Source organism: Pseudomonas monteilii (assembly GCA_001534745.1).
Classification (GTDB): domain Bacteria; phylum Pseudomonadota; class Gammaproteobacteria; order Pseudomonadales; family Pseudomonadaceae; genus Aquipseudomonas; species Aquipseudomonas alabamensis.
In genome coordinates, this window is sequence record CP013997.1 from 59,978 (window position 1) to 85,744 (window position 25,767).

Annotated in this window: 28 protein-coding genes; 7 read left to right on the top strand and 21 right to left on the bottom strand. The window is 64.9% G+C overall.

What is annotated here, in order from left to right:
• Nucleotides 1-3: 3 nt before the first annotated feature.
• The 4 genes from APT63_00275 to APT63_00290 all read right to left on the bottom strand — a co-directional run bounded on the left by APT63_00275 (nucleotide 4) and on the right by APT63_00290 (nucleotide 3,138).
• A complete protein-coding gene (locus tag APT63_00275; GenBank protein ID AMA44163.1) occupies nucleotides 4-930 on the bottom strand; it encodes a LysR family transcriptional regulator in 927 nt (308 codons plus the stop codon).
• Nucleotides 931-1,021: 91 nt separating this feature from the next.
• The gene (locus APT63_00280; protein AMA44164.1) at nucleotides 1,022-1,759 is read right to left on the bottom strand and encodes an energy transducer TonB; all 738 of its coding nucleotides are present in this window, start codon (nucleotides 1,757-1,759) and stop codon (nucleotides 1,022-1,024) included.
• Entirely contained in the window at nucleotides 1,756-2,184 is a 429-nt protein-coding gene (locus APT63_00285; GenBank protein AMA44165.1) for a protein TolR, read from the bottom strand. The genes APT63_00280 and APT63_00285 overlap by 4 nt, the downstream gene beginning before the upstream one ends.
• 3 nt (nucleotides 2,185-2,187) lie before the next feature.
• Nucleotides 2,188-3,138: a biopolymer transporter ExbB gene (locus APT63_00290; GenBank protein ID AMA44166.1), complete on the bottom strand. Its 951-nt coding sequence runs from the start codon at nucleotides 3,136-3,138 to the stop codon at nucleotides 2,188-2,190.
• A gap of 184 nt (nucleotides 3,139-3,322) precedes the next feature.
• Here APT63_00290 and APT63_00295 point away from each other — a divergent pair, with 184 nt between their 5' ends.
• Nucleotides 3,323-4,177 carry an NAD(P)-dependent oxidoreductase gene (locus APT63_00295; protein AMA44167.1) on the top strand — a complete coding sequence of 285 codons (855 nt, stop codon included), beginning with the start codon at nucleotides 3,323-3,325 and terminating at the stop codon, nucleotides 4,175-4,177.
• 5 nt (nucleotides 4,178-4,182) lie between these two features.
• Here the strand turns inward: APT63_00295 and APT63_00300 are convergent, their stop codons facing one another.
• From APT63_00300 to APT63_00320, 5 genes are all read right to left on the bottom strand, one after another.
• Nucleotides 4,183-4,917 carry a hypothetical protein gene (locus APT63_00300; protein ID AMA44168.1) on the bottom strand — a complete coding sequence of 245 codons (735 nt, stop codon included), beginning with the start codon at nucleotides 4,915-4,917 and terminating at the stop codon, nucleotides 4,183-4,185.
• 53 nt (nucleotides 4,918-4,970) lie between these two features.
• Complete coding sequence (locus APT63_00305) at nucleotides 4,971-5,351, bottom strand: reactive intermediate/imine deaminase (protein ID AMA44169.1); 381 nt, start codon at nucleotides 5,349-5,351, stop codon at nucleotides 4,971-4,973.
• Between the two features lie 23 nt (nucleotides 5,352-5,374).
• Nucleotides 5,375-7,483 (bottom strand): (p)ppGpp synthetase, encoded by a 2,109-nt coding sequence (locus APT63_00310; protein AMA44170.1) that lies wholly within the window; start codon nucleotides 7,481-7,483, stop codon nucleotides 5,375-5,377.
• Nucleotides 7,484-7,542: 59 nt separating this feature from the next.
• On the bottom strand, nucleotides 7,543-7,806 hold the full coding sequence (locus APT63_00315; GenBank protein ID AMA44171.1) for a DNA-directed RNA polymerase subunit omega: 264 nt from the start codon (nucleotides 7,804-7,806) through the stop codon (nucleotides 7,543-7,545).
• Nucleotides 7,807-7,995: 189 nt separating this feature from the next.
• A complete protein-coding gene (locus APT63_00320) occupies nucleotides 7,996-8,871 on the bottom strand; it encodes a LysR family transcriptional regulator (protein AMA44172.1) in 876 nt (291 codons plus the stop codon).
• A 503-nt stretch (nucleotides 8,872-9,374) separates the two neighbouring features.
• On the opposite strand from APT63_00320, the gene APT63_00325 reads away from it, so the two are divergent.
• The gene (locus APT63_00325) at nucleotides 9,375-10,910 is read left to right on the top strand and encodes an amino acid transporter (protein ID AMA44173.1); all 1,536 of its coding nucleotides are present in this window, start codon (nucleotides 9,375-9,377) and stop codon (nucleotides 10,908-10,910) included.
• 52 nt (nucleotides 10,911-10,962) lie between these two features.
• On the opposite strand, the gene APT63_00330 is transcribed toward APT63_00325, so the two are convergent.
• A complete protein-coding gene (locus APT63_00330; GenBank protein AMA44174.1) occupies nucleotides 10,963-11,583 on the bottom strand; it encodes a guanylate kinase in 621 nt (206 codons plus the stop codon).
• Between the two features lie 12 nt (nucleotides 11,584-11,595).
• Nucleotides 11,596-12,459 carry a hypothetical protein gene (locus APT63_00335; protein AMA44175.1) on the bottom strand — a complete coding sequence of 288 codons (864 nt, stop codon included), beginning with the start codon at nucleotides 12,457-12,459 and terminating at the stop codon, nucleotides 11,596-11,598.
• A 189-nt stretch (nucleotides 12,460-12,648) separates the two neighbouring features.
• Between APT63_00335 and rph the strand changes: the two genes are divergently transcribed.
• Entirely contained in the window at nucleotides 12,649-13,371 is a 723-nt protein-coding gene (gene rph, locus APT63_00340) for a ribonuclease PH (GenBank protein ID AMA44176.1), read from the top strand.
• Between the two features lie 77 nt (nucleotides 13,372-13,448).
• Here the strand turns inward: rph and APT63_00345 are convergent, their stop codons facing one another.
• Entirely contained in the window at nucleotides 13,449-14,228 is a 780-nt protein-coding gene (locus APT63_00345) for an exodeoxyribonuclease III (protein AMA44177.1), read from the bottom strand.
• 80 nt (nucleotides 14,229-14,308) lie between these two features.
• Between APT63_00345 and pyrE the strand changes: the two genes are divergently transcribed.
• Complete coding sequence (gene pyrE, locus APT63_00350) at nucleotides 14,309-14,950, top strand: orotate phosphoribosyltransferase (protein AMA44178.1); 642 nt, start codon at nucleotides 14,309-14,311, stop codon at nucleotides 14,948-14,950.
• A gap of 675 nt (nucleotides 14,951-15,625) precedes the next feature.
• Here pyrE and APT63_00355 read toward each other — a convergent pair.
• The 4 genes from APT63_00355 to APT63_00370 all read right to left on the bottom strand — a co-directional run bounded on the left by APT63_00355 (nucleotide 15,626) and on the right by APT63_00370 (nucleotide 19,731).
• Complete coding sequence (locus APT63_00355; protein AMA44179.1) at nucleotides 15,626-16,531, bottom strand: acetylglutamate kinase; 906 nt, start codon at nucleotides 16,529-16,531, stop codon at nucleotides 15,626-15,628.
• Between the two features lie 30 nt (nucleotides 16,532-16,561).
• Nucleotides 16,562-17,959, bottom strand: a complete 1,398-nt coding sequence (locus APT63_00360; protein AMA44180.1) for a phosphoglucomutase — start codon at nucleotides 17,957-17,959, stop codon at nucleotides 16,562-16,564.
• Nucleotides 17,960-18,058: 99 nt separating this feature from the next.
• Nucleotides 18,059-18,514 (bottom strand): deoxyuridine 5'-triphosphate nucleotidohydrolase, encoded by a 456-nt coding sequence (locus APT63_00365; GenBank protein AMA44181.1) that lies wholly within the window; start codon nucleotides 18,512-18,514, stop codon nucleotides 18,059-18,061.
• Between the two features lie 5 nt (nucleotides 18,515-18,519).
• Nucleotides 18,520-19,731 carry a phosphopantothenoylcysteine decarboxylase gene (locus tag APT63_00370; GenBank protein AMA44182.1) on the bottom strand — a complete coding sequence of 404 codons (1,212 nt, stop codon included), beginning with the start codon at nucleotides 19,729-19,731 and terminating at the stop codon, nucleotides 18,520-18,522.
• A 127-nt stretch (nucleotides 19,732-19,858) separates the two neighbouring features.
• Between APT63_00370 and APT63_00375 the strand changes: the two genes are divergently transcribed.
• The gene (locus tag APT63_00375) at nucleotides 19,859-20,545 is read left to right on the top strand and encodes a hypothetical protein (protein AMA44183.1); all 687 of its coding nucleotides are present in this window, start codon (nucleotides 19,859-19,861) and stop codon (nucleotides 20,543-20,545) included.
• Here APT63_00375 and APT63_00380 read toward each other — a convergent pair.
• Both APT63_00380 and APT63_00385 read right to left on the bottom strand, forming a co-directional pair.
• A complete protein-coding gene (locus tag APT63_00380; protein AMA44184.1) occupies nucleotides 20,529-22,118 on the bottom strand; it encodes a peptide ABC transporter substrate-binding protein in 1,590 nt (529 codons plus the stop codon). The genes APT63_00375 and APT63_00380 overlap by 17 nt on opposite strands.
• 346 nt (nucleotides 22,119-22,464) lie before the next feature.
• Nucleotides 22,465-22,728, bottom strand: a complete 264-nt coding sequence (locus APT63_00385) for a hypothetical protein (GenBank protein ID AMA44185.1) — start codon at nucleotides 22,726-22,728, stop codon at nucleotides 22,465-22,467.
• Between APT63_00385 and rpmG the strand changes: the two genes are divergently transcribed.
• Nucleotides 22,727-22,882: a 50S ribosomal protein L33 gene (gene rpmG, locus APT63_00390; protein AMA44186.1), complete on the top strand. Its 156-nt coding sequence runs from the start codon at nucleotides 22,727-22,729 to the stop codon at nucleotides 22,880-22,882. The genes APT63_00385 and rpmG overlap by 2 nt on opposite strands.
• Nucleotides 22,883-22,946: 64 nt before the next feature.
• On the opposite strand, the gene APT63_00395 is transcribed toward rpmG, so the two are convergent.
• The 3 genes from APT63_00395 to APT63_00405 all read right to left on the bottom strand — a co-directional run bounded on the left by APT63_00395 (nucleotide 22,947) and on the right by APT63_00405 (nucleotide 24,068).
• A complete protein-coding gene (locus tag APT63_00395) occupies nucleotides 22,947-23,147 on the bottom strand; it encodes a hypothetical protein (GenBank protein AMA44187.1) in 201 nt (66 codons plus the stop codon).
• A gap of 206 nt (nucleotides 23,148-23,353) precedes the next feature.
• On the bottom strand, nucleotides 23,354-23,560 hold the full coding sequence (locus APT63_00400) for a hypothetical protein (GenBank protein ID AMA44188.1): 207 nt from the start codon (nucleotides 23,558-23,560) through the stop codon (nucleotides 23,354-23,356).
• Between the two features lie 148 nt (nucleotides 23,561-23,708).
• Nucleotides 23,709-24,068, bottom strand: a complete 360-nt coding sequence (locus APT63_00405; protein ID AMA44189.1) for a transcriptional regulator — start codon at nucleotides 24,066-24,068, stop codon at nucleotides 23,709-23,711.
• A gap of 193 nt (nucleotides 24,069-24,261) precedes the next feature.
• Here APT63_00405 and APT63_00410 point away from each other — a divergent pair, with 193 nt between their 5' ends.
• Nucleotides 24,262-25,755 carry an aldehyde dehydrogenase gene (locus APT63_00410; GenBank protein ID AMA44190.1) on the top strand — a complete coding sequence of 498 codons (1,494 nt, stop codon included), beginning with the start codon at nucleotides 24,262-24,264 and terminating at the stop codon, nucleotides 25,753-25,755.
• The last annotated feature ends 12 nt before the right edge of the window (nucleotides 25,756-25,767 follow it).

Below are 25,767 nucleotides of genomic sequence, written 5' to 3' on the forward strand. Positions count from 1 at the left end.
GGGTCAGGCCATCGGGTCCACGGGCGGCTTGGCGACCGAGCACAGGCGTATCGAGTCGGCGAGGATCTCGATGGCCTTGGGCCGCGGGAAGCTGGCACGCCAGGCGATGGCTACGGTACGGAAGGGCGACGGCGCGGTCAGCGGGCGGACCTCGATGACGCCAGGCGCATAGTGATGACTGTGCACGGCCGACAGGGGCAGGATCGAGATGCCCAGGCCGGAGGCGACCATGTGCCGGATGGTTTCCAGGGAGCTGGACTCCACCGTGGTATGACGCGAGCCTTCGCCGCCCTTGGTCAGGGTCGGGCAAGCCTCCAGGACCTGGTCGCGGAAGCAGTGGCCTTCGCCCAGCAGCAGCAGGCTCTTGTCGTTGAGCGCCGCGGTGTCGATGCTCTTCTTGGCCGTCCAGGGGTGGTTGCTCGGCATCAAGGCATAGAACGGCTCATCGTAGAGCGGCATGGTCAGCACGTCGGCCTCGTTGAACGGCAAGGCGATGATCACCGCGTCGAGTTCGCCATTGCGCAACTTTTCGCGCAGCACGTGGGTGAAGTTCTCTTCGATGTACAGCGGCATCTGCGGGGCGACCCGGTGCAGCTGCGGAATCAGGTGCGGGAAGAGGTAGGGACCCACGGTATAGATGGCGCCGACCTTGAGCGGGGCGGTCAGCTGGTTCTTGCCGGCCTGGGCCAGTTCGCGGATGCCCTGGGCCTGCTCGAGGACCTTCTGGGCCTGGGCCACGATGCTTTCGCCGACCGGCGTCAGACGGACCGCGCTCTTGCTGCGCTCGAAGATCAGCACGCCCAGCTCGTCCTCGAGCTTCTTCACGCCCACCGACAGGGTCGGCTGACTGACGTGGCAGCGTTCGGCAGCATGGCCGAAGTGTTGCTCCTGGGCGAGGGTGACGATGTAGCGGAGTTCTGTGAGGGTCATAACGTGCGTCCATGAAGTTGCGGCCCCAGCATAGCGGCTGCACTCGATGGACGCACGCTATCAGACGTGCGTTTTCGCCACGGGAACGCCTTCAGCGACGGTCCAGGGAGTAGACGAAAGGCGCGACCACTTCGATGGTGCCGTTGTTGAGCACCTCCTGAGGCGGCTTGGGCACCGGCTGCGCCCGCCGGATCATCTCCAGCGTGGCCCGGTCCAAGGCTGCGCTGCCCGATCCGCCGGCCAGGGCATAGGACAGGATCTTGCCATCGGCATCGACCGTGAAGCGCAAGCGGTTGATGCCCTGCAGGCCGCGACGGCGCGCGTCCTCGGGGTAACGCTTGTACTTGGCCAGATGGCGCAGCAGGTCACTCTGCCAGGTCGGCAGGGCCTTGCTGTTGGACGCGACGCTCGGTGCCGGCGCGGCCGAGGGTTTCGGCGGTGTCGTTGTCGGCGGCGTCTCGGCCACGTGCTCGGTCGGCGGCTTTTCCTGGGGCGGCTCAGGCTTCTTCTCAGGCTTGGGCGGCTGCGGCTTGGGCTTGGGTTGAGGCTTGGGCGGCTTGGGAATGGCGATCTTGGGCTTAGGGGCTTCCGCGACCTTGGGCAACGGAGGCTCCTCCACGGGCGTCGGCGGCTGCGGTGCAGCCTTCGGCGGTGGAGGCGGCGCCGGCTCCGGCAGCGGGGCCATCTGGACCATCATGGCCGCAGGGGGCAGTTCGACGACCTGTGGCTTGGTCCAGTTCATGGCGAGCAGCACCGCAGCGGCATGCAGGCCGAGCACGAGCGCCAGGCTGCCACTGTAGCGTGCCAGGTTATGCCGCTTCTTGGTCATTTCTTGGCTGCCGTCTCTAGTCCGACCAGGCCGACCTTGAGGTAGCCTGCCGCGCGCATGGTGTTCATCACTTCCATCAGGTCGCCGTAGTCGACACCCTTGTCGGCCTGGAAGAAGATCGTGGTCTCTTTGTCGCCCTTGGTGCGCGCGTCGAGCATCGCCCCAAGCTGACCGGGTTGCGCCACCAGGTCATCGCCGACGTACAGCTTCTGGTCGGCCTTGACGCTGACGAACACCGGCTTCTCCGGCCTCGGCGCCGGCTTGGCGGTCGAGGCCGGCAGGTCCACCTTGATGTCGACCGTTGCCAGAGGCGCGGCGACCATGAAGATGATCAGCAGCACCAGCATCACGTCGATGAACGGCGTGACGTTGATTTCGTGGTTCTCGGCGAGGTCGTCGCCGCCTTCGTTGAGATGCAGGCCCATGGCTTACCCCACTTTCACCATGTGGGGGGCGGCGCGGTCGCTGCCCTGATGATCCAGGTCGCGGCTGACCAGCAGCAGCACCTGGGCCGAGGCGTCGGAGACCTGCGCCTTGTAGCCGGCGATCGAACGCGCGAAGACGTTGTAGATGACCACCGCCGGAATGGCCGCGACCAGGCCCAGGGCCGTGGCGAGCAGGGCTTCGGCGATACCGGGTGCGACCACGGCCAGGTTGGTGGTCTGGGTCTTGGCGATGCCGATGAAGCTGTTCATGATGCCCCAGACGGTGCCGAACAGGCCGACGAAGGGTGCGGTGGAGCCGATGGTGGCGAGCACGCCGGTGCCGTTGCTCATGTTGCGACCGCTGGCCGCGACCAGGCGCTCCAGGCGGAAGCTGACACGTTCCTTGATGCCTTCCTTCTCGCGCGCGTTGGCCGACAGGCGCATCTCTTCGAGCGCGTCGTGCACCAGGGTGTGGGCCAGGGTGCCTTCCTTCTGGCTCGACTCGCTGGCTTCGCGCAGGGTGGCGGAGCGCTTCAGCGTGGCGATTTCACCGCGCAGGCGGCGCTTGGCCCCGAGCAGCTCGAAGCCTTTGGCGATCCAGATGGTCCAGGTGATGATCGACGCGATGGCCAGACCGATCATGACCGCCTTGACCACGATGTCGGCGTTCTTGTACATGCCCCAGGGCGACAGGTCGTGCGCCATGCCGAGGCTGGTATCCTCGACCAGGGCCTGGGTGTCGTCGGCGTCAGCTGGCGCCGGGGTCACGGCAGGCGTATTCGGCGTCGCGTTCGGTGCTGCGGCGGCGGGCGCCGTCGCCGTGGAAGTGGCCGGCTGCGCAGCCGGCTCGTCTGCCATGGCCGCCGGGGCCAGTGCCAGGCTGAACATCAGCGCGGCAATGGCGCGCCAGGCGCGCGAGGTGGTTGGCGAAGCGGAGGGTTGAATACGTGTCATGCTGGCCGGACCTGATGAAGATGAAGGTGGATGTCCTCGAGGCCTGAGGAAGACCGAGAACAGGCAGGCCGGCATTATTGCAATTAATTCTTGTTAGCAGAAGCAATAGAGTATCTTTTTTTTACGAACGGCCCGCCCAGGCAGGCGCGCGGCGGTTCGAAGGCGAGGCAGAGGAGAGGCATCGATGTCCGAACGTTACGCAATGATCGTGGGCTGCGGCGACGTGGGCGGCCGCTTGGCCAAACGACTGCTCGCCCAGGGCTGGCAGGTCAGCGGGCTGCGCCGTCATGTCGAAGGGTTGCCCGAAGGGGTGCAGCCGGTCGCCGCCGACTTGCACGAGCCGGCGTGTCCTGCGGACTGGCCACGGCAGACCCCGGACTGTCTGATCTACTGCGTGGCAGCGAGCCAGCATGACGAAGCCGGCTATCGCGCCGCCTATGTCGACGGTCTGCGCCATGTACTCGACTGGCTTCAGGCCCATGGGCAGCGGCCTCGGCGGTTGCTCTTCGTGTCGAGCAGCAGCGTGTATGGGCAGCAAGCTGGCGAGTGGGTCGATGAGACGTCCCCCACCGAGCCGCAGGGGTATTCAGGGCGCCTGATGCTGGAGGCCGAGCGACTGGCCTTGGACAGCGGCCTGCCGGCGACCGTGGTACGCCTGACCGGGCTCTACGGGCCAGGGCGCCAGTGGTTGCTCGGCCAGGTGCGCCAAGGCTACCGGGTGACCGAAACCCCGCCGCTCTACGGCAACCGCATTCATGTCGAGGATGCGGCCGGGCTGCTGGACTTCCTGCTGCAGGCCGACCTGCAAGGCGTGCCGTTGCAGACGCTGTACCTGGGCGTGGACGATGCACCGGCGCCGCTGGCCGAGGTGGTGGGCTGGTTGCGTCAGCAGTTGGGGGTCACCGCATGGTCCGACCAGGAGCGCGTGCGGCGTACGGGCAGCAAGCGCTGCAGCAATGCCCGGGCCAGGGCCTTGGGCTGGATACCTGTCTATCCGAGTTACCAGGAGGGCTACGGCGCGCTCCTGGCCTCGTCATGACCTGATCAGTCGCGCTCCAGCAACCACTGGCGTGGCCCGGGTGTCAGGTTCGGCATCTGGCCGGCCGGTGCGTTGTCGAGCGCCTGGAAGATTTCCAGCTCATCGCCATCGCGTTTGAAGATCCATGGGCCACCGCGCTGATCGCGCTCGAGCCACAGGCTGTCGTGTTCGCCGCTGAGCGTCGTGCAGTCGCCTGCCAGGCACAGTGCGTAGCGGTCGAGCTGAGGGAGGCCTTCGACCTTGCCGTCGTCATGGAAGCGAACCTGCGCGCCCTTGCCGGGGCCTTCGACGATCTGCCACTCGCCGCCCAGGTAGGCGGCATAGAGTGCCTTCTCGAAGCTGGCGCCAACGGGCGCTTCGGCAGAGACAGGGGTGGTGGCGCGTTCGAAGTCCAGGCGCGGGGTCTGGTCGTGCCCGGTCTGCACCAGCTCGTCACCGTTCAGGTCGAGCTGCTCGGTCTGGCCGTTCTCGAAGACGACCCGCCATTTCGCATCATCGGCCTCCAGGCGCCCTTCGGCCACCTCGAAACCATTGCTGTAGCTGGCCTGGTGGCGATTCATGTCGATCTTCCATTCGAAGATCGGACCGTTGCCGGCCAGGGCCTTGCGCAGGCTGACGCCCTTGGCGGCCGCATCGATCGCATTCTGGTTGAGCCAGGTGCCGTTGTAGTCTTCCGGCGCATGGCTTGCGCAGCCGCCCAGTACCAGGGCAGCCAGTGAGATAAGCACTGCACGTTGCATGATGGGTCTCTTTCGGGGAGGGCGGCAGGCACCGGGGCCTGCCGCAGGGAGCGTCATTCCAGGACCAGGATGGCGTCCATTTCGACCTGGGCGCCTTTCGGCAGCGCGGCGACGCCGATGGCGGCGCGGGCAGGGTAGGGCTGCTGGAAATAGCGACCCATGACTTCGTTGACCGTGGCGAAGTGGCCGAGGTCGGTCAGGAAGATGTTGAGCTTGACGATGTCCTTGAAGGAACCGCCTGCGGCCTCGGCCACGGACTTGAGGTTCTCGAAGACCTGGACGGTCTGTGCTTCGAAGCCTTCGACCAGTTCCATGGTCTTGGGGTCGAGCGGGATCTGGCCGGACATGTACACGGTGTTGCCGGCCTTGATGGCCTGGGAGTAGGTGCCGATGGCGGCCGGGGCCTTGTCGCTGTTGATGACGGTCTTGGTCATGGTGACTCCTTGTTGTTGACGGGCTACGCGCGCATGCGAGTGATCCGGACCACACCGAGCAGGGTACGCAGCTTCTTGATCACGCGCGCCAGGTGCACACGGTCACGCACGCTGACCACCAGCTGGACCACGCTGACCCGACCGTCGCGCTCGTCCATGCTGATCTTCTCGATGTTGCCGTCGGCAGCGTTCACGCTGCTGGCCAGCAGGGCGATCAGGCCGCGTTGATGCTCCAGTTCCACTCGAAGCTCGACATTGAATTCGCCGGTGACGTCCTTGGCCCAGGACAGCTGGACGCATTTTTCCGGGTTGTGACGGATCTCGCTGATGTTCCGGCAGTTCTCCAGGTGCACCACCATCCCCTTGCCCGCCGAGAGATGACCGACGATGGGGTCACCCGGGATCGGCGTGCAGCACTTGGCGTAGCTCATCACCAGGCCTTCGGTGCCGCGGATGGCGAGCGGGCCTTCCGGTGCCGGCAGCTGCTCGCCCTCGGTCGACAGCAGGCGACGCGCCACGACATAGGCCATGCGGTTGCCCAGGCCGATGTCTTCGAGCAGGTCCTCGATCAACTCCAGACGGTACTCGTCGAGGATCGATTGGACGCGCTCGGCGGGAATCTGCTCGAGGCCGCTGTCGAAGCCGGTCAGCACCTTGTTGAGCAGACGCTCGCCCAGGTTGATCGATTCGGAACGGCGCTGCAGTTTGAGCGCATGGCGGATGTGCGTACGCGCCTTGCCGGTGACCACGAAGTTGAGCCAGGCAGGGTTCGGCCGTGCCCCCGGCGCGCTGACGATCTCCACCGTCGAGCCGCTTTGCAGCGGCTCGGAGAGCGGGGCCAGGCGGCGGTTGATGCGGCAGGCGATGCAGCTGTTGCCGACGTCGGTGTGCACTGCGTAGGCGAAGTCGACGGCCGTGGAGCCCTTGGGCAGCTCCATGATGCGGCCTTTGGGCGTGAAGACGTAGACCTCGTCCGGGAACAGGTCGATCTTCACGCTTTCGATGAATTCCAGGGAGTTGCCGGCCCGTTGCTGCAGTTCCAGCACGCCCTTGACCCACTGGCGGGCACGGGCGTGGTTACCCTTGGGCTGTTCCTCGCCATTGGACTTGTACAGCCAGTGGGCAGCGATGCCGTTGTTGGCCATCTCTTCCATCTCGCGGGTGCGGATCTGGATCTCGATGGGCACGCCGTGCATGCCGAACAGCGTGGTGTGCAGCGACTGGTAGCCGTTGGCCTTGGGGATCGCGATGTAGTCCTTGAAACGCCCTGGCAATGGCTTGTACAGGTTGTGGACGGCGCCCAGCACGCGGTAGCAGGTGTCGACCTTGTCGACGACGATCCTGAAGGCGTACACGTCCATGATCTCGTTGAAGGCACGGTGCTTGCCGCGCATCTTCTTGTAGATGCCATAGAGGTGCTTCTGCCGGCCGCTGACCTCGCCATCGATGCCATCGACCTTCAGGCAGTGGACCAGCGACTGCTCGATCTTGCCCACCAGCTCCTTGCGGTTGCCGCGGGCGCGCTTGACCGCCTGGTGGATGCGTTCCGAGCGCATCGGGTGCATGGCCTTGAAGCCAAGGTCCTCGAACTCCACGCGCACGGTGTGCATGCCCAGCCGGTTGGCGATGGGCGCGTAGATCTCGAGGGTTTCCTTGGCGATGCGCCGGCGTTTTTCCCCGGACAGCACTTCCAGCGTGCGCATGTTGTGCAGGCGGTCGGCCAGCTTGACCAGGATCACGCGAATGTCGCGCGCCATGGCCATGGCCATCTTCTGGAAGTTTTCGGCCTGGGCCTCGGCCTTGGTCTCGAAGTTCATCTGGGTCAGCTTGCTGACCCCGTCCACCAGTTCTGCGACGGTCTCGCCGAACTGCTGGCTGAGCGCTTCCTTGGCGATGCCGGTGTCTTCGATCACGTCGTGCAGCATGGCGGCCATCAGGCTCTGATGGTCCATGTGCATGTCGGCCAGGATGTTGGCCACCGCCAATGGGTGGGTCACATAAGGCTCGCCGCTACGGCGACGCTGGCCGTCATGGGCCTGTTCGGCGTAGAAGTAGGCGCGCCGGACCAGGTTGACCTGCTCCGGGCCCAGGTAGGACGACAGCCGATCAGCGAGGGCTTCTATGCTCGGCATGAGTGGACCTCCTGCCGGACAAGATGACCTGACGCCGCTCGATGTCGACCGGGCATGATTCAGACGGCCTCGTTGGGCTCGTCCTCGAATGCCGCGAAGACGGGATCTTCGGTGACGATCTCTTCAGCCGCGATGAACTCGGGGGTGACGATGCCTTCGGCGATTTCGCGCAGGGCGACGACGGTCGGCTTGTCGTTTTCCCATGCCACGCGTGGCTCCTTGCCGCCGGTAGCCAGCTGACGGGCACGCTTGGTGGACAGCATGACCAGCTCGAAGCGGTTATCCACGTGTTCCAGACAGTCTTCAACAGTTACGCGGGCCATGGTCTTCCTCAGTAGCAGATGCGATAGGCAGGCAGCCCAGAATGGGCGAGCGGACTCGGTAGTTTAAAAAATCACCAGCCAATAGGGAAGGGCTGTTTTGCAGGCGGCCGCCCGGCGGAAGGTGCACGACAGGCGTATCGAGTCGGACGATACCGCGTGAGGCACCGCTTGCACAGCCTGCGCGAGGCGTCAGCGCAGCAGCGCATCCCGCAGGCGCGGGGTCAATTCCTCGAACAGCGCCTGCACCGAGCGCAAGGCGCGGCAGTCCGGGCGGGTCAGCAGCCACAGCTGCGTATCGCAGCCCGGCAAGGGGTCGCTCAAGGCTTCGACGCCCGGCAGGTCGCGCACCATGTAGTCGGCCAGCGCCGTGACGCCCAGGCCCTGGCTGGCCAGCTGCGCCAGGGTCGACATGCCGCTGCACTGATAACGCGGCATCAGGTCCGGGTAGTGTCGCGTGCGCCAGATGGCCGTCGGGTGATCGTGCATCGAATCGTCGAGTGCGATCCAGGGCACGGCGGTAGGGGCTTCGGTCAGGCGCTCACGCCATTCGGGCCGCCCACAGACGACGTAGGACGTCGACCCCAGGCAGCGACCGACCAGGTGCTCCGGTGGCGTATTGGTCAGGCGCAGGGCGATGTCGGCATCGCGGCGACTGAGGTTGGCGAAGGTGTTGGAGGTGCTCAGCTCCAGCGACAGGGCTGGATAACCCGGCATGAAGTCGGCCAGGGCGGGCAGCAGAAGGCTGTGCAGCACCGCTTCGGTACAGGTCAGGCGCACCGTGCCGCTGACGACCTGCTCGCCGCTGGTCAGGGCGATGCGGGCGGCCTCGAGGGCCTGTTCGGCACGCTCGGCCTGTTCGGCCAGCGCCTGAGCGGTGTCGGTGGGCAGGTAGCCTTTGCGGCTCTTGACGAACAAGGCCGTGCCCAGCGCCGACTCCAGGCGGCGGATGGAGCGGAATACGGTTGATACGTCGACCTTGAGCAATTCGGCGGCCTTGGCCAGGGAGCGGCCCCGTTCCAGGGCGAGCACCAGCGTGAGGTCGGCATGGGAGATCTGGTATTGCATAGGTGCACGCTCTGATTGCCAAAACGCCAATGTCTGTTGCATTGGGGCCATTTTATAGTGAATCGGCACCCGCTTGGCAAACGGGGTCAGTACCTCGCTTCACCGGCCTGTCCGGCGTGAGGTCCCACAACAATAAGTCGCCCGCTTTCGTCCCGACACGGTCCGTCCATGGTCGTCGTCTGGTCAGCAGAGGATGTAACGCCATGTCGGTCTCCACCTGCGCCACCCCCTGTCACGCCTTGATCGCGCCTGCCGCCCGCCGGTTCGCCTTCACAACACGTCTCACCGCTCTACAATGGCCGTTTCGATTCGACGGGCCTCTCCTCCATGACGCTTTCCTCTGCTCTGTGGCCACCCCTCCAGGCGTCCGGCAGCGCTCGCCTGGCCTGCGCCCACCGACCCTGTGAGGCCGGATCGATCGCCTGTACCCACACGTGCATGGCATGAAGCGCTGGCTTCGTGCACGCCCTTCACAACAACTCCAACAGCGACGGCAGACCTCCATGAGTGAATACAGCGACACCCGTCAGCCCCCCGACGCGCCCACCCTCTCCACCACGTCTGGAAAGGGCCTGGCCAAGGGGCGCCTGGGCCTGCTGGCGAGCATCGTGCTGGGCATCTCGACCATCGCGCCGGTCTATACCCTGACCGGCGCCCTCGGCCCGACCGTGCGCGAAGTCGGCGCCCACCTGCCGGCGGTGTTCATCGTCGGCTTCCTGCCCATGCTGCTGGTCGCCCTGGGCTACCGCGAGCTCAATGCCGCCGAGCCGGACAGTGGCACCTCGTTCACCTGGTCGGCTCGCGCCTTCGGCCCGATGATCGGCTGGATCGGTGGTTGGGGGCTGGTGACCGCCACCACCATCGTGCTGTCCAACCTGGCCGGGGTCGCAGTGGATTTCTTCTATCTCTTCCTGGGCCAGATCACCGGCAGCGAGGCGGTGGTCGCGCTGAGCGACAACCTGTTGATCAACGTCACCACCTGTTGTGTGTTCATCGCCCTGGCCGTGTGGATCTGCTGCCGAGGCATGGGCACCACCATGACCGTGCAGTACGGCCTGGTGGCGCTGCAACTGCTGGTGCTGATCGGGTTTGCCTTCGCCGCGTTCGGCGAGACCACCGCGCCGGCGCCCCTGGCGTTCGATGTCGACTGGTTCAACCCGTTCGCGGTCGGTTCGTTCTCGGCCTTTGCCGCCGGTTTGTCACTGTCGATCTTCATCTTCTGGGGATGGGACGTCTGCCTGACCGTCAGCGAGGAATCGGTCGGCAGCGAGGAAGTACCCGGCAAGGCGGCGACCTGGACGGTGCTGCTGATCCTGGGCCTGTACCTGCTCACCGGCATCGCCACGCTGCAGTTCGCAGGCATCGGCGAAGCCGGCCTTGGACTCGGCAACCCGCGCATCCAGGAGAACGTGTTCGCTCACCTGGCCGGTCCGGTCATGGGGCCCCTGGCGATCCTGATGTCCATCGCGGTGCTCGCCAGCACGGCCGCGTCGCTGCAATCGACCTTCGTCTCGCCGGCCCGCACGCTGTTGGCCATGGGGTACTACGGCGCGGTGCCACGGCGCTTCGCCCGCGTCTGCCCGCAGTCGCAGACGCCACGCTATGCGACCATCTGCGCCGGCATCGCCGCGGGGGTGTTCTACGTGACCATGCGCACGCTCAGCGAAAACGTGCTGGCCGATACCATCACCGCCCTGGGCATGATGATCTGCTTCTACTATTCGCTGACCGCCTTCGCCTGCGTCTGGTACTTCCGCCACAGCCTGTTCTCCAGCCTGCGCAACCTGCTGATGCGCGGCCTGTGCCCGTTGCTGGGCGGCTCGATCCTGTCGGTGATTTTCGTGCGCACGGCGATCGACAGCGCTTCACCGGACTTCGGCAGCGGCTCGCACGTCGGTGGGCTGGGGCTGGTGTTCGTGATCGCGTTGATCATTTCGTTGCTGGGCATCGGGCTGATGCTGCTGGCGCGACTGCGGGCGCCGGCCTACTTCCTCGGCACCACGCTGAACCGGCAGGTGGCGTTGCACGTGCCGGACTGACGGTCAGGTCCGACCCGGGGGCCGCCTTGCGCGGCTCCGGGTCGAAGGCGACTCAGGCCAGCAACTGGTCGAGCAAGGCCTGATGACGCTGCTGCTGGACTGCCCGGTGCAGGCGGTTGGCGCGGAACACGGCTTTGAGGTCTTCCAGCGCGACGGCAAAGTCATCGTTGATGATGAGGTAGTCGTACTCGGCGTAGTGCTGCATCTCGCTGACGGCTTCGCGCATGCGCCCTTCGATGATCGCATCGCTGTCCTGGCCCCGGTTGTTCAGGCGCTGGCGCAAGGCCTGCTGGCTGGGCGGCAGGATGAACACCGAGCGTGCGTCAGGCATCAGTGCGCGGACTTGCTGAGCCCCTTGCCAGTCGATTTCCAGGATCAGGTCGTAGCCTTGGTCCAGGGTCTGCTGCAAGGCCGTGCGCGAGGTGCCGTAGAAGTTGCCGAACACCTCGGCATGTTCGAGAAAGTCGTCCTGCTCGATCAGGGCATGGAACTCGGCATGGGGCACGAAGTGATAGTTCACGCCGTGCTGTTCGCCCGGGCGCATGCTCCGGGTGGTGTGCGAGACCGAGACCTTGATGGCCGGGTCGGCATCGGTCAGGGCCTTGACCAGGCTGGTCTTGCCGGCGCCAGAAGGCGCCGAGACGATGTAGAGGGTGCCGCGGGTGGGGTTCATGGTGGGAATGGCCTACTCGATGTTCTGTACTTGTTCGCGCATTTGTTCGATCAGCACCTTGAGGTTGACCGCCGCCTGCGTGCTGCGGGGGTCGAACGCCTTGGAGCCGAGCGTGTTGGCTTCGCGGTTGAGTTCCTGCATCAGGAAGTCCAGGCGCCGGCCCGTGGCGCCGCCGGAAGCGAGCACCCGACGGACCTCGGCCACGTGCGTGCCCAGGCGATCGAGCTCTTCGGCCACGTCGCTCTTCTGGGCCAGCATGACCATTTCCTGTTCCAGGCGCTGGGGGTCCAGCTCGGCGCGCAGGTCGGCGAAGCGGTCCAGCAGCTTCTGCCGTTGCGTGGCCAGCATCTGCGGCACCAGCGTGCGCAGGGTGGCGACTTCCTCGCTCATGGCGTCCAGCCGCTCGTTGATCAGTCGTGCCAGTTCGGCGCCTTCGCGGGCGCGGCCGGCCTTGAGCTCTGCCAGCGCCTGTTCGAACAGCGTCATGGCCTGGGCGTTGAGCGCCTGGGGGTCGCTGGCATCGGCGACCAGCACGCCCGGCCAGGCCAGCACTTCCAGCGGATTGAGCGGAGCAGGCTGCTGGATCAGGCTGGCCACGGTCTCGGCGGCGGCCACCAGCTGCGCGGCACGCGTGCGGTCGACCTGTAGCGGCCTGCCGGCACTGTCCTCGCTGAAGCGCAGGGTGCATTCGATCTTGCCTCGCGAAACCCCCTGGCGCAGGGCCTCGCGCACGGCGCCTTCCAGGTCGCGCAGGGCTTCGGGCAGGCGCAGGTGCGGCTCGAGGTAGCGGTGGTTGACCGAGCGCAGCTCCCACGCCAGGGTACCTTGGTCCCCGGCGTGTTCGGCCCGGGCAAAGGCGGTCATGCTGTGCACCATGGGGTGTACCTCGCGTGTCGAAATGGATGCGCCTTGGCGGCGGCAAAGCGCGTGATTGTAGCCTAGTGCGGCCTGGGCGCCCAATGCGACCGCCATCTGGTCGCGCCTGTCGCGACGATAGGCGTGTCTTCGAAGGGCAGGCGTCTTTATACTGTCCGGCAGATCTAAATCCCGGTACAGGTATCCCGCATGAAACGTCCTAGTGGTCGCGCCGCCGATCAGCTTCGCCCGATCCGCATCACCCGCAACTACACCAAGCACGCCGAGGGGTCGGTACTGGTCGAGTTCGGCGACACCAAAGTCGTCTGCACGGTCAGCGTCGAGAATGGTGTCCCACGCTTCCTCAAGGGCCAGGGCCAGGGCTGGTTGACCGCCGAGTACGGCATGCTGCCGCGCTCCACCGGCGAGCGTAACCAGCGCGAGGCCAGCCGTGGCAAGCAAGGCGGGCGCACCCTGGAAATCCAGCGCCTGATCGGTCGTTCGCTGCGCGCGGCGCTGGACATGAGCAAGTTGGGCGACGTCACGCTGTACGTCGACTGCGATGTCATCCAGGCCGACGGCGGCACCCGTACCGCGTCCATCACCGGTGCGATGGTGGCGCTGGTCGATGCCCTGCGCGTGATCAAGAAGCGTGGCGGTCTCAAGGGCGGCGACCCGCTCAAGCACATGATCGCCGCCGTGTCGGTGGGCATGTACAAGGGCGAGGCCGTGCTCGATCTGGACTATCTGGAAGATTCCTCGGCCGAGACCGACCTGAACGTGGTCATGACCAGTGCCGGTGGTTTCATCGAGGTGCAGGGGACTGCCGAAGGTGCGCCGTTCCAGCCTGAAGAGCTCAACGCCATGCTGGCGCTGGCGCAGCAGGGCATGGGTGAGCTGTTCGAACAGCAGAAGGCGGCACTGGCCGACTGAGCCAGCCCGGCTCGAGACCGTCGCAGCGTGACCTCATCGAGGGGTGAGGCCGCGCTGCGGCGAGGCGCTCGCCTTGGTCAGATGGTCAGCGTCCAGTCGTAGTCGACGATCAGCGGCGCATGCTGGGAGAAGCGTGGCTGGCGCGGCAGGCGTGCGTTGCGCACGAAACGGCGCAGGCCCGGTGTCAGGATCTGGTAGTCGAAGCGATAGCCGAGGTTGAGCATGTCGGCCTGCTCGTTGTCCGGCCACCAGCTGTACTGGTCGCCTTCACGGCTGACTTCACGCAGCGCGTCCACATAGCCCATGTCGCCGACGATCGCTTCCATCCAGGCGCGCTCGGGCGGCAGGAAGCCAGGCGACTGCTGGCTGTCACGCCAGTTCTTGATGTCGAGCTTCTGCTGCGCGACGTAGAACGAGCCGCAGTAGATGTACTCGCGGCGCTTGCGACGCTGCTTGTCCAGGTACTTGGCGAAGTCGTCCATCAACTTGAATTTCTGATTCAGGTCTTCGTCGCCGTTCATGCCCGAAGGCAGCAACAGGCTGGCGATGCTGACCTTGTCGAAGTCGGCCTGCAGGTAACGTCCGTAACGGTCGGCCGTCTCGAAGCCCAGGCCCGTGATGACTGCCTTGGGCTGCATGCGCGAATACAGCGCCACGCCCCCTTGGGCGGGCACTTCCGCGTCGCAGGCGTACAGGAAGTAGCCATCGAGCTGATAAGCTGGGTCGTCGAGTTCAAAGGCCGAGGCGCGGGTATCCTGAAGGCAGATGACGTCGGCATTCTGGGCTTGCAGCCAGCTGAGCAATCCGCGCTCGGCCGCAGCCTGAATGCCGTTCACGTTCACACTGATGATCCGCATAAATGGCCCCAAAAATCTCGTGCGTGTATGATACCCGAGCTCAACTCATTTAGCTAAATCCGTGGTGTTTGGGACCTTTCATGCAGCCGTATCAGCGCGACTTCATCCGTTTTGCCATCGATCGGGGCGTGCTGCGCTTCGGTGAATTCACCCTGAAATCGGGGCGTACCAGCCCGTACTTCTTCAACGCTGGCCTGTTCAACAGCGGCTCGGCCCTGGCCGAGCTGGGCCGTTGCTACGCCGCCGCGATCGTCGACAGCAAGATTCCGTTCGACGTCCTGTTCGGCCCTGCCTACAAGGGCATTCCGCTGGCGGCGACCACGGCCGTCGCCCTGGCTGACCAGCACCAGCACGACGTGCCCTGGTGCTTCAACCGCAAGGAAGCCAAGGACCACGGCGAGGGCGGTAGCCTGGTCGGGGCCCCGCTGGCCGGTGACGTGCTGATCATCGACGACGTGATCACCGCCGGTACGGCGATCCGCGAAGTCATGCAGATCATCCAGGCCCAGCAGGCCCGTGCCGCCGGCGTGCTGATCGCGCTCAACCGTGAAGAACGCGGCAATGGCGAGCTGTCGGCCATCCAGGAAGTGGAGCGCGACTTCGGCATCCCGGTGGTCAGCATCGTCTCGCTGACCCAGGTGCTGGAATTCCTGGCCGATGACCCGCAGCTCAAGCAGCACCTGCCTGCCGTCGAAGCCTATCGGGCGCAGTACGGGATCTGAGCCTGAACCGCAACGAAAAAGGCGACCCTTGCAGGTCGCCTTTTTTGGTTACGCTCGCCAGCAAGGCACAAACCCCTACCTGCGCACTGAGTCGACCGGTGTCGTAGGGGGCTGTCACGGCCTTGTGGGAGCAACTGTCTTTTCTACTCCGTACATGCCCGGCCGCATGCGGCGTCTGGCAGGGCCCTATCGCTGGCAAGCCAGCTCCCACCCAGACCCCGGCAGTCGTCAATGTAGGCATGGCTGCGCAAGCGGCCTGTGGGAGCGGGCTTGCCCGCGATAGCGGCGGTAGATTCGATACATGGCCGACAGGATTAATGCTGGCCTGTCAGCCTTGAGACGAATGAACTGGCCCTATCGCTGGCAAGCCAGCTCCCACCCAGACCCCGGCAGTCGTCAATGTAGGCATGGCTGCGCAAGCAACCTGTGGGAGCGGGCTTGCCTGCGATAGCGGCGGTAGATTCGATACATGGCCGATAGGATTAATGCTGGCCTGTCAATCTTGAGGCGAATGAACTGGCCCTATCGCTGGCAAGCCAGCTCCCACCCAGACCTCGGCAGTCGTCAATGTAGGCATGGCTGCGCAAGCAGCCTGTGGGAGCGGGCTTGCCCGCGATGGCGTCCGGACTCATCACCGCCTGCATCGAAGGCAAGTCTGCTCCCGCAAAGGGACGCTCAGCGCGAGGCGTGATTGGTGATCAGCGTGCCCACGCCCGTGTCGGTGAAGATTTCCAGCAGAACGGCGTTCGGGACGCGCCCATCGACGATGTGCGAACTGTTCACGCCACCCTGGACGGCCTCCAGCGCGCACTTGATCTTCGGCAGCATGCCGCCGTAGATGGTGCCATCGGCGATCAGCTCGTCGACCTGCGTGGTGGTCAGGCCGGTCAGGACCTGGCCCTGCTTGTCCATCAGGCCGGCGATGTTGGTCAGCAGCATCAGCTTCTCGGCCTTGAGCGCTTCGGCGACCTTGCCGGCGACCAGGTCGGCGTTGATGTTGTAGGACTGGCCGTCGGCACCGACGCCGATGGGGGCGATCACCGGGATGAAGTCACCCTTGACCAGCATGTTCAGCAGGTCGGTGTTGACCCCAGCCACTTCGCCGACCTGGCCGATGTCGATGACTTCGGGGGCGCTCATGCCCTCGGTCTGCCGGGTGACGGTCAGCTTCTTCGCACGAATCAGCTCGGCGTCCTTGCCGGTCAGGCCGATGGCGCTGCCGCCATGGCGGTTGATGAGGTTGACGATCGATTTGTTGACCTGCCCGCCCAGCACCATCTCGACCACGTCCATGGTCTGCGCATCGGTCACGCGCATGCCGTCGATGAAGTGGCTCTCGATGGACAGGCGCTTGAGCAGGTCACCGATCTGCGGCCCGCCGCCGTGGACCACCACCGGATTGATGCCGACGGCCTTCATCAGCACGACGTCCCGGGCGAAGCCGGTCTTGAGCTCTTCGCTCTCCATCGCGTTGCCGCCGTACTTGATCACCAGCGTCTTGCCGACGAAGCGGCGAATGTAGGGCAGCGCTTCGGACAGTACCTGGGCGACATGGGATGCGGCATCGCGGTCGAGGGTCATGCGGGACTCCAGCAGGGAAGGGTTGATCGGTCAGAATGGCAGGCGCAGGTCGTGGGCGACCCGCAGTAGCTGCGTGCGGAAAACGGCCTGGATACGACGCAGTTCGGCCTCATCGTCGGCCTCGAAGCGCAGCACCAGGACCGGCGTGGTGTTGGAGGCACGCACCAGGCCCCAGCCGCGGGCATAGTCGACCCGGATGCCATCGAGGGTGGTCAAGGTGGCCTCACCCCAGTCGGCGTCGTGCCTCAGCGCTTCAATGATGCTGAATTTACCGTCGTCGGTCACATCGATGTTGATTTCCGGTGTGGAAATGTCACTGGGAAACGCCGCGAACAGCGTGTCGGCATCGGCGTCGCCGCGCGACAGGATCTCCAGCAGGCGTGCGGCGCTGTAGAGGCCATCGTCGAAGCCGTACCAGCGTTCCTGGATGAACAGGTGCCCGCTCATTTCACCGGCCAGCAGCGCGCCGGTCTGCTTGAGCTTCTTCTTCATCAGCGAGTGGCCGGTCTTCCACATGGTGGCGCGCCCGCCCAGCCCTTCGATCAGCGTGATCAGCCGACGCGTGCATTTGACGTCGAAGAGGATCTCGGCGCCCGGGTTGCGCTGCAGGACATCCTGGGCGAACAGCATCAACAGACGGTCCGGATAGACGATCTGCCCCTGGGGCGTCACCACGCCGACCCGGTCGGCGTCGCCATCGAAGGCGATCCCCAGGTCCGCACCGGTGTCGCGTACGGCCGCGATCAGGTCCTGCAGGTTCTCGGGCTTGCCGGGGTCTGGATGATGATGGGGGAAGTGGCCATCGACCTCGCAGAACAAGGGCACGACCTCGCAGCCAAGGCGCTCGAACAGCGCCGGGGCGATGACGCCGGCCACGCCATTGCCGCAGTCCATGACGATCTTCAAGGGCCTGGCCAGGGTGACGTCGGCCAGGATTCGCGCACTGTAGCGCTCCAGCAGCTCGACCTGCTCGACGCGGCCCTGGCCGGTGCTGAGGTCGTTGTCCTGCAGGCGCTGCAACAGCGCCTGAATCTGCGCATCGGCCAGGGTATCGCCGGCGATGACGATCTTGAAGCCGTTGTAGTCGGGCGGGTTGTGGCTGCCGGTGAGCATGACGGCCGAGGTGCCTTCCAGCACGTGGGCCGCGTAGTACAGCGTCGGTGTCGGCACCATGCCCAGGTCGCTGACCTGGCAGCCTGCGTCGACCAAGCCCTGGATCAACGGCCCCACCAGCAGCGGGCCGGACAGGCGACCGTCGCGGCCGACCGACACCTTCGCCTCGCCCTGGGCCAGGCTTTGCGCACCGATGGCCCGCCCGATCCAGTAGGCGACGTCGGGGGTCAGCGTGCTGCCGACCACGCCGCGGATGTCATAGGCGCGAAAGATGCTGGCAGGCAGCGCGGGGGGTCGCAGAGCGCGGTCGGTCATGGGCGATTCCAGTCAGCGAGGGCGGGGGCCCTGGGGCATGGCCCGCGTTGGACGACGAAGCGCTTGTCGAGTTCGCCGTCCCTGCGAACCGTCATCGGGTCAGCGGGTGCCGGAGTGGCCGAAGCCGCCGGTGCCACGCTGGGTTTCGTCGAAGGCCTCGACCAGCTCGAACTGTGCCTGGACCACGGGCACCAGCACCAGCTGGGCGATGCGCTCGCCGACGGTGAGCGTGAAGGGGGTCTGGCCGCGGTTCCAGCAGGACACCATCAGCTCGCCCTGGTAGTCGGAGTCGATCAGGCCGACCAGGTTGCCGAGCACGATACCGTGCTTGTGGCCCAGGCCCGAGCGCGGCAGGATCACGGCGGCCAGGCCCGGGTCGCCGATGTACACCGACAGGCCCGTGGGGATCAGCAGGGTCTGCCCCGGCTCCAGGACGGTGTCCTGCGCCAGCAGTGCGCGCAGGTCCAGCCCGGCCGAGCCCGGCGTGGCGTACTGCGGAAGAGGAAAGTCGCGACCCAGGCGGGGGTCGAGGATCTTGGCTTGAAGAGCGTGCATGTAACCTATTGAACCTGGTTGAGCCGTTCGGCGATGAAGGCGACCAGCTGGCGGGCGATCTTGCCTTTGCTGGTCTGCGCGAAAAGGGTCTGGTGTTGCTGACGGTCGATGACGGTCAGGGCATTTTCCTCGCTGTTGAAGCCGATGCTGGGGTTGGCCACGTCATTGGCGACGATCAGGTCGAGGTTCTTGTCCTTGAGCTTGCGCGTCGCGTAATCGAGCAAGTGCTCGGTCTCGGCGGCGAAGCCGACGCTGAACGGTCGATCCGCACGGCCCGCGAGGGTGGCGAGGATATCGGGATTGCGCACCATCTGCAGCAACAGACCATCGCCTGTCGTAGGATCTTTCTTGAGTTTCTGCGCGGCGACGACCTCGGGTCGGTAGTCCGCGACCGCTGCCGAGGCGATCAACAGGTCACAGGGCATGGCCGCCTCGCAGGCCGCGAGCATGTCCCGCGCACTCACCACGTCGATTCGGGTGACGCGATCGGGGGTCGGCAGGTGCACCGGACCGGTCACGAGGGTCACGCGAGCACCGGCTTCGGCGGCCGCCTCGGCCAATGCGAAACCCATTTTCCCGGAGCTATGATTGGTGATGTAGCGCACCGGGTCGATGTTTTCCTGGGTCGGCCCTGCCGTGATCAGCACGTGCCGTCCGGTCAGCGCCTGGCGCTGGAAGCTTTCTGCGGCCAGCCAGGCCAGTTCGGTCGGCTCGAGCATGCGGCCCAGCCCGACGTCGCCACAGGCCTGGCTGCCGGAGGCCGGCCCGAACACGCGCAGGCCACGGCTTTGCAGCAGGTCGAGGTTGGCCTGGGTCGCCGGGTCGCGCCACATCGCCTGATTCATGGCGGGCGCCACGGCGACGGTGGCATCGGTGGCCAGCACCAGCGTCGTCAGCAGGTCGTCGGCCATGCCTTGGGCCAGACGGGCCAGCAGGTCGGCCGTGGCCGGGGCGATCAGGACCAGGTCGGCCCACTTGGCCAGCTCGATATGGCCCATCGCGGCTTCGGCGGCAGGGTCCAGCAGGTCCAGGTGCACGGGGTGGCCGGACAGCGCTTGCAAGGTCAGGGGGGTGATGAACTCGGCACCGCCGCGGGTCATGACGACGCGCACCTGGGCGCCGTGTTCCAGGAGTCGGCGAATCAGCTCGGCACTTTTGTAGGCGGCGATGCCGCCCCCCACGCCGAGAACGATGCGCTTGCGATACAACCGCTGCATAGGCCTGCCTTTTGTTCCAGTAGAAGCGTGCGACGACGATGAGTGCCTGCGGCAGATCGTCACATGAACGAGCGGACTAGATTACCACAGCGCCCGGAGGCGCCGCAGTGACATCCAGGGAGGGTGCATGAATATCAGGGAATGGCCGCTGCGCGAGCGGCCTCGGGAAAAGCTGCTGCAGTACGGTGCGTCGCAGTTGTCGGACGCCGAGCTGCTGGCGGTGTTCCTGGGTTCGGGCGTGAAAGGCTGCAACGTGGTCGACCTGGCGCGGCGGCTGCTGGGCCGCTTCGGCAGTCTGCGCCAGTTGCTCGAGGCCGATCGGGAGGCGTTCCTGGGCGAGGCCGGGCTTGGACCGGTCAGGTACTCGCAGCTGCAGGCGATGCTGGAGATCGGACGACGCCATCTGGCCGAGTCCATCGAGCGCGAGTCGGCACTGGAGGGGCCGCAAGCGGTCCGCCGCTACCTCAAGTCCAGGCTGCGCCACGAGGCCAACGAGGTCTTCGCCTGCCTGTTCCTGGACACCCGGCACCGACCGCTGGCGTTCGAAGTGCTGTTTCGCGGGTCGATCGACCGTGCCAACGTGTACCCACGCGAGGTGGTCCGGCGCTCGCTGACGCACAATTGCGCGGCGCTGATCCTGTGCCACAACCACCCCTCCGGCAACCCCGAGCCCAGCCGCGAGGATGTCCAGCTGACCCACGTGCTGCGTGATGCCCTCAGGCTGATCGACGTGCGGATCCTCGATCACGTCATCGTGGGCGAGGGCGAACCGCTGTCGATGGTCGAGCAGGGCTGGCTCACCGGGTCACCGTGACCTTGGACAGGTCGAGCCGCCCGAACGGGCTGACGGCATAACCTGCCACGCCCTGGCGCGTCAGGCTCGCTGCAGTCGGGTGGGCCAGCGGCAGCCACAGTGCCTGCTGTTGAATCAGGGTCTGGGCCTGTTGGTACAGACGGCTGCGCACGCTCTGGTCGTTGGTGGTCCGGCCTGCGTTGATCAGCTGGTCCAGACGGCTGTCGCAGTAGCGCGCGAAGTTGGTGCCGGAGGTGACGGCGGCACAGGAAAACTGCGGCGTCAGGAAGTTGTCCGGGTCGCCGTTGTCGCCGGCCCAGCCCATGAACAGCAGGTCGTGCTCACCCTGCTTGGCACGGCGGATCAGCTCGCCCCATTCGATCACGCGGATCTCGGCCTTGATGCCGACCTTGGCCAGGTCCGCCTGCAGCATCTGCGCACCCAGGTTGGGGTTGGGGTTGAGCAGGCTGCCCGACGGCCGTGTCCACAGGGTGGTGGTGAAGCCGTCCGGCAGGCCGGCCTTGGCCAGCAGGCGCTTGGCCTTGTCCACATTGGTCGGGTACCCCGGCAAGTGTTCGGCGTAGCTCCAGGTATTGGGCGGGTAGGGGCCGGTCGCTGCGATGGCCGTGTCCTCGAACACCGCCTTCAGGTAGCTCTCCCGGTCGAACGCCAGGTTGATGGCCTGGCGCACCTCAGGCTTGTCCAGAGGCGGGTGCTGGGTATTGAGGGCGACGAACGCGGTCATGAACGCCGGCGTGCTCTCGACCTTGAGGTCGGGCAACTGCTTGGCATCGGCAATGTCCAGCGGCTTGGGTGACAGGGCGATCTGGCACTCGTTGCGCTTGAGTTTCTGCAGGCGGACGTTGGCATCGGGGGTGATGGCGAAGATCAGCGGGTCGACGGCAGGCTTGCCGCCAAAATAGTTCGGGTTGGCGCGGTAGCGGACCACGGCATCCTTCTGGAACCGCTGGAACACGAACGGCCCGGTGCCCACGGGCTGGACATTGAGCTTTTCCGGCGTGCCGGCCTTGAGCAACTGATCGGCGTACTCGGCCGAATAGATCGAGGCGAAGCCCATGCTCAGCGTCGCCAGGAAGGTGGCGTCCGGGTGGGAGAGGGTGAAGCGCACGGTGGTGGGCGTCGGCGCATCGATGGACTTGATCAGGCTGCCCAACTGCAGGGACTGCGCATGGGGATAGCCGCCAGGTGCGGTCTTGTGCCAGGCGTGGGCGGGGTACAGCATGCGCTGGAAGCTGAACAGCACGTCGTCGGCGCTCAGCGTGCGGGTGGGCTTGAAGTAGGAGGTGGTGTGGAACTTCACGCCTTCGCGCAGCGTGAAATCATAGACCAGGCCATCGTCCGACACCGTCCAGCGCTGCGCCAGGCTGGGCACGACCTTGCCCTGGGCGGCATCGAACTCCACCAGGCGGTTCATCAGCACATCGGCCGAGGCGTTGGTGGTGGTCAGCGAGTTGTACTGGACCACGTCGAAACCTTCCGGGCTGGCTTCGGTACAGACGCTCAGGGGTGCGGCCTGGACCAGGGCCGAGGCGAACAGGGAGGCGAACAGCAGGGGAAGGACGGGGCGACGCATGGTGACTCCTTGACTGGTCAGTGGCCCATCTGCCAGAAGCAGCCTGGAAACGATGTAACCCTAGAATGAGCGTCGACAAAAGGCTACATGCATTTTTACAAATCGACCGACGAACGGTGGGCGTGGCTGCCGCCTTGCCGCTATGCTTGCGGGCTCGCAGCCGTCGTCACCTGGTCATGACCCTGTTGTCGTGACCCGGTCTTTCTGGTATAAAGCAGCGCTCTTTTCTAGGGGCTCGGCCTGTCGCTTCGGCGATTCCGGTCGATAAGACCTCGGAAAACACGGCGCCTGGCGCCAAAGACTGAGAGATTAAGCGGCCAACCCATGCCGGGTTGGGCATGTGGTTTTAGAGGGCTGAGGTATGTCGAGAGTCTGTCAAGTTACCGGTAAGGGTCCGGTAACGGGGAACAACATTTCCCACGCAAACAACAAAACCCGTCGTCGTTTCCTGCCAAACCTGCAACATCACCGTTTCTGGGTTGAAGCCGAGAAGCGCTTTGTCCGTCTGCGCGTTTCCGCCAAGGGCATGCGCATCATCGACAAGCGTGGTATCGAAGTCGTGCTGTCCGAGCTGCGTGCTCGCGGCGAAAAGGTTTAAGGAGACTGTCATGCGTGAACTGATCCGTTTGGTGTCCAGCGCCGGTACCGGCCACTTCTACACCACCGACAAGAACAAGCGCACTACCCCGGACAAGATCGAGATCAAGAAATACGATCCGGTCGTCCGTAAGCACGTGACGTACAAGGAAGCCAAGATCAAGTAATTGATCGGCAACCCAAAAAAACCGCATCCCAGGATGCGGTTTTTTTGTCTCTGGCGTTTGCGGATCAAACGAAACTGAATCCAGTGATCATGCCTTCATCGACGACGATGAAGACCCTGTCGGTGCGATAGTCTTTGGTGGCAGGCTCTTTAGGGCCTATGACCAGGGGCAGGCTGGTCAATTCGCGGATGTAGCCTTTCACGCTCTCGACGTAGCGGGTGCCGATGAGGTGATTGAGTGTCGTCTTGTCGACTGGATATTCCATGAAGGTTCCTCTGTAGGGTGTCAGCCCAATGCCGGGCAGGCTCATGGTCGGTGTCATCGGGCCTGTCATTGGCATATCTAAATCTGCGTCCAGAGCGATCCTCGCTAGGAAATCCTACGTACGCGCTCCGCAGGTTTAGCCCGAGTGATGGAGCAGCGGCCAAAAAAAACCGTATCCTGAGATACGGTTTTTCTGACGCCAGCGGCTTAGCCAATACGCAGTCGGCTGATGTTGCCTGCTTCATCGACCTCCACGTAGATGCGGTCGGTGCGAAGTTCCGTGGTCGTTATTTCACCAGGGCCGATGACGTATGGCAGTCCTGTCATTTCACTGATGTAGTCTTTCACGCTCTCGACGTAGCGGGTGCCAATGAGGTGTTCCACAAGCATTGTAGGGATCAGGCAGCCTTTCATGATAGTTCCTCTTTCTGATGTCAGCCCCGATTGGGCGTACCCATGGTCGGCGCTGTCGCCTCACTGCATGGCATATCTATCGCTGCCCAAGGAGTTATCGTCGAGAGGAAACGTTACGCGTCTGCCAGTCAGCCCTTTGCGCCACTGCTCACTTCGGCTCGAACATGACGTAGATCTTGCGGCAGGCTTCGAGCACCTCCCACGTACCCTTGAAACCTGCCGGGATCACGAACCGGTCGCCTGCGCGCAAGGTCTTGGCCTGGCCGTCCTGGTCGCGCAAGACCGAGACCCCCTGAACGATCTCGCAGTATTCATGCTCGGTGTAGTTGACCTCCCATTGCCCCAGGGCACCTTCCCAGACACCGGCGGCGAACTGGCCGCACGGGCTGGCATAGTGGTTGTAGACCTGCTGTTCGGGATCGCCCTTGAGAATCTTGTGCGCGGCCGGCCGGTAGGTCTCGGCCTGCATCAGTACCTGGGCGAAGTCGACGATGGAATCGATGCGCATGATCTGCCTCGTATTGTTTAAAAAAACAAACGCTATAAGAGCTTTGAGCGTTTTCTGTCAAATATATTGATAGTTCCACGTGGCTGGTTTAGGGTGGACGACACCTAGGGTCGTTTCGCAGACCTGTCCAATTACCCCAGCGTGGGTGAGTGTCGAGCCTGACGCTGTCCCTGACAACAAGAGGAGTTTCTACATGGCCACCCTGACGCGTGCAGATTGGGAACAACGCGCCCAGCAACTGACGATCGAAGGCCGCGCCTTCATCAACGGTGAGTACACCGCCGCCGCCTCCGGTGAAACCTTCGAGTGCCGCAGCCCGGTGGATGGCCGCTCGCTGGCCCAGGTCGCCAGCTGCGACCTGGCCGACGCCAACCGCGCGGTCGAGAATGCCCGCGCCACGTTCGAGTCGGGCGTCTGGTCGCGTCTGGCACCGGCCAAGCGCAAGGCCACGCTGATCCGCTTCGCCAACCTGCTGCGCCAGCACGTCGAAGAACTGGCCCTGCTGGAAACCCTCGACATGGGCAAGCCGATCGGGGATTCCTCGACCATCGACATTCCAGGCGCAGCCAACGCCATCCACTGGAACGCCGAAGCCATCGACAAGGTGTACGACGAAGTCGCGCCGACGCCGCATGACCAACTGGGCCTGGTGACGCGCGAGCCGGTCGGTGTGGTCGCCGCCATCGTGCCGTGGAACTTCCCGCTGCTGATGGCCAGCTGGAAGCTCGGCCCGGCCCTGGCCACGGGCAACTCGGTGGTGCTCAAGCCTTCCGAGAAGTCGCCCCTGACCGCCATCCGCGTCGCCCAGTTGGCGATCGAGGCGGGCATCCCGGCTGGCGTGCTCAACGTGCTGCCTGGCTACGGCCACACCGTCGGCAAGGCACTGGCACTGCACATGGACGTCGATACCCTGGTGTTCACCGGCTCCACCAAGATCGCCAAGCAGTTGATGATCTACGCGGGCGAATCGAACATGAAGCGGGTCTGGCTCGAAGCCGGCGGCAAGAGCCCGAACATCGTCTTCGCCGATGCCCCTGACCTGCAGGCCGCCGCCCAAGCCGCCGCCAGCGCCATCGCCTTCAACCAGGGCGAGGTCTGCACCGCCGGTTCGCGTCTGCTGGTCGAGCGCTCGATCAAGGACAGCTTCCTGCCCATGGTGGTCGAGGCGCTCAAGGCCTGGACTCCGGGCAACCCGCTGGATCCGGCCACGACCATTGGTGCGCTGGTCGACCAGCAACAGATGAACACCGTGCTGTCCTACATCGAAGCCGGGCACCGCGATGGCGCGACCTTGCTGACCGGAGGCAAGCGTACCCTGGAAGAGACCGGTGGCACCTACGTGGAGCCGACCATCTTCGATGGCGTCACCAATGCCATGAAGATCGCCCAGGAAGAGATCTTCGGCCCGGTGCTGTCGGTGCTGACCTTCGACTCTGCCGAAGAAGCCATCGCCATCGCCAACGACACGCCCTATGGCCTGGCGGCAGGCATCTGGACGTCCGACATTTCCAAGGCCCACCGTACGGCCCGTGCCGTGCGTGCCGGCAGCGTGTGGGTCAACCAGTACGATGGCGGCGATATGACCGCACCGTTCGGCGGCTTCAAGCAGTCGGGCAATGGTCGGGACAAGTCGCTCCATGCACTGGAGAAATACACCGAGCTGAAGGCGACCTGGGTCAAGCTCTGACCCACGCCTGCG

Excerpts from the sequence above, each read along its gene's own strand:
- APT63_00275 (AMA44163.1), bottom strand. The coding sequence starts at position 930 with ATGACCCTCACAGAACTCCGCTACATCGTCACCCTCGCCCAGGAGCAA.
- APT63_00280 (AMA44164.1), bottom strand. The coding sequence starts at position 1,759 with ATGACCAAGAAGCGGCATAACCTGGCACGCTACAGTGGCAGCCTGGCG.
- APT63_00285 (AMA44165.1), bottom strand. The coding sequence starts at position 2,184 with ATGGGCCTGCATCTCAACGAAGGCGGCGACGACCTCGCCGAGAACCAC.
- APT63_00290 (AMA44166.1), bottom strand. The coding sequence starts at position 3,138 with ATGACACGTATTCAACCCTCCGCTTCGCCAACCACCTCGCGCGCCTGG.
- APT63_00295 (AMA44167.1), top strand. The coding sequence starts at position 3,323 with ATGTCCGAACGTTACGCAATGATCGTGGGCTGCGGCGACGTGGGCGGC.
- APT63_00300 (AMA44168.1), bottom strand. The coding sequence starts at position 4,917 with ATGCAACGTGCAGTGCTTATCTCACTGGCTGCCCTGGTACTGGGCGGC.
- APT63_00305 (AMA44169.1), bottom strand. The coding sequence starts at position 5,351 with ATGACCAAGACCGTCATCAACAGCGACAAGGCCCCGGCCGCCATCGGC.
- APT63_00310 (AMA44170.1), bottom strand. The coding sequence starts at position 7,483 with ATGCCGAGCATAGAAGCCCTCGCTGATCGGCTGTCGTCCTACCTGGGC.
- APT63_00315 (AMA44171.1), bottom strand. The coding sequence starts at position 7,806 with ATGGCCCGCGTAACTGTTGAAGACTGTCTGGAACACGTGGATAACCGC.
- APT63_00320 (AMA44172.1), bottom strand. The coding sequence starts at position 8,871 with ATGCAATACCAGATCTCCCATGCCGACCTCACGCTGGTGCTCGCCCTG.
- APT63_00325 (AMA44173.1), top strand. The coding sequence starts at position 9,375 with ATGAGTGAATACAGCGACACCCGTCAGCCCCCCGACGCGCCCACCCTC.
- APT63_00330 (AMA44174.1), bottom strand. The coding sequence starts at position 11,583 with ATGAACCCCACCCGCGGCACCCTCTACATCGTCTCGGCGCCTTCTGGC.
- APT63_00335 (AMA44175.1), bottom strand. The coding sequence starts at position 12,459 with ATGGTGCACAGCATGACCGCCTTTGCCCGGGCCGAACACGCCGGGGAC.
- rph (AMA44176.1), top strand. The coding sequence starts at position 12,649 with ATGAAACGTCCTAGTGGTCGCGCCGCCGATCAGCTTCGCCCGATCCGC.
- APT63_00345 (AMA44177.1), bottom strand. The coding sequence starts at position 14,228 with ATGCGGATCATCAGTGTGAACGTGAACGGCATTCAGGCTGCGGCCGAG.
- pyrE (AMA44178.1), top strand. The coding sequence starts at position 14,309 with ATGCAGCCGTATCAGCGCGACTTCATCCGTTTTGCCATCGATCGGGGC.
- APT63_00355 (AMA44179.1), bottom strand. The coding sequence starts at position 16,531 with ATGACCCTCGACCGCGATGCCGCATCCCATGTCGCCCAGGTACTGTCC.
- APT63_00360 (AMA44180.1), bottom strand. The coding sequence starts at position 17,959 with ATGACCGACCGCGCTCTGCGACCCCCCGCGCTGCCTGCCAGCATCTTT.
- APT63_00365 (AMA44181.1), bottom strand. The coding sequence starts at position 18,514 with ATGCACGCTCTTCAAGCCAAGATCCTCGACCCCCGCCTGGGTCGCGAC.
- APT63_00370 (AMA44182.1), bottom strand. The coding sequence starts at position 19,731 with ATGCAGCGGTTGTATCGCAAGCGCATCGTTCTCGGCGTGGGGGGCGGC.
- APT63_00375 (AMA44183.1), top strand. The coding sequence starts at position 19,859 with ATGAATATCAGGGAATGGCCGCTGCGCGAGCGGCCTCGGGAAAAGCTG.
- APT63_00380 (AMA44184.1), bottom strand. The coding sequence starts at position 22,118 with ATGCGTCGCCCCGTCCTTCCCCTGCTGTTCGCCTCCCTGTTCGCCTCG.
- rpmG (AMA44186.1), top strand. The coding sequence starts at position 22,727 with ATGCGTGAACTGATCCGTTTGGTGTCCAGCGCCGGTACCGGCCACTTC.
- APT63_00385 (AMA44185.1), bottom strand. The coding sequence starts at position 22,728 with ATGACAGTCTCCTTAAACCTTTTCGCCGCGAGCACGCAGCTCGGACAG.
- APT63_00395 (AMA44187.1), bottom strand. The coding sequence starts at position 23,147 with ATGGAATATCCAGTCGACAAGACGACACTCAATCACCTCATCGGCACC.
- APT63_00400 (AMA44188.1), bottom strand. The coding sequence starts at position 23,560 with ATGAAAGGCTGCCTGATCCCTACAATGCTTGTGGAACACCTCATTGGC.
- APT63_00405 (AMA44189.1), bottom strand. The coding sequence starts at position 24,068 with ATGCGCATCGATTCCATCGTCGACTTCGCCCAGGTACTGATGCAGGCC.
- APT63_00410 (AMA44190.1), top strand. The coding sequence starts at position 24,262 with ATGGCCACCCTGACGCGTGCAGATTGGGAACAACGCGCCCAGCAACTG.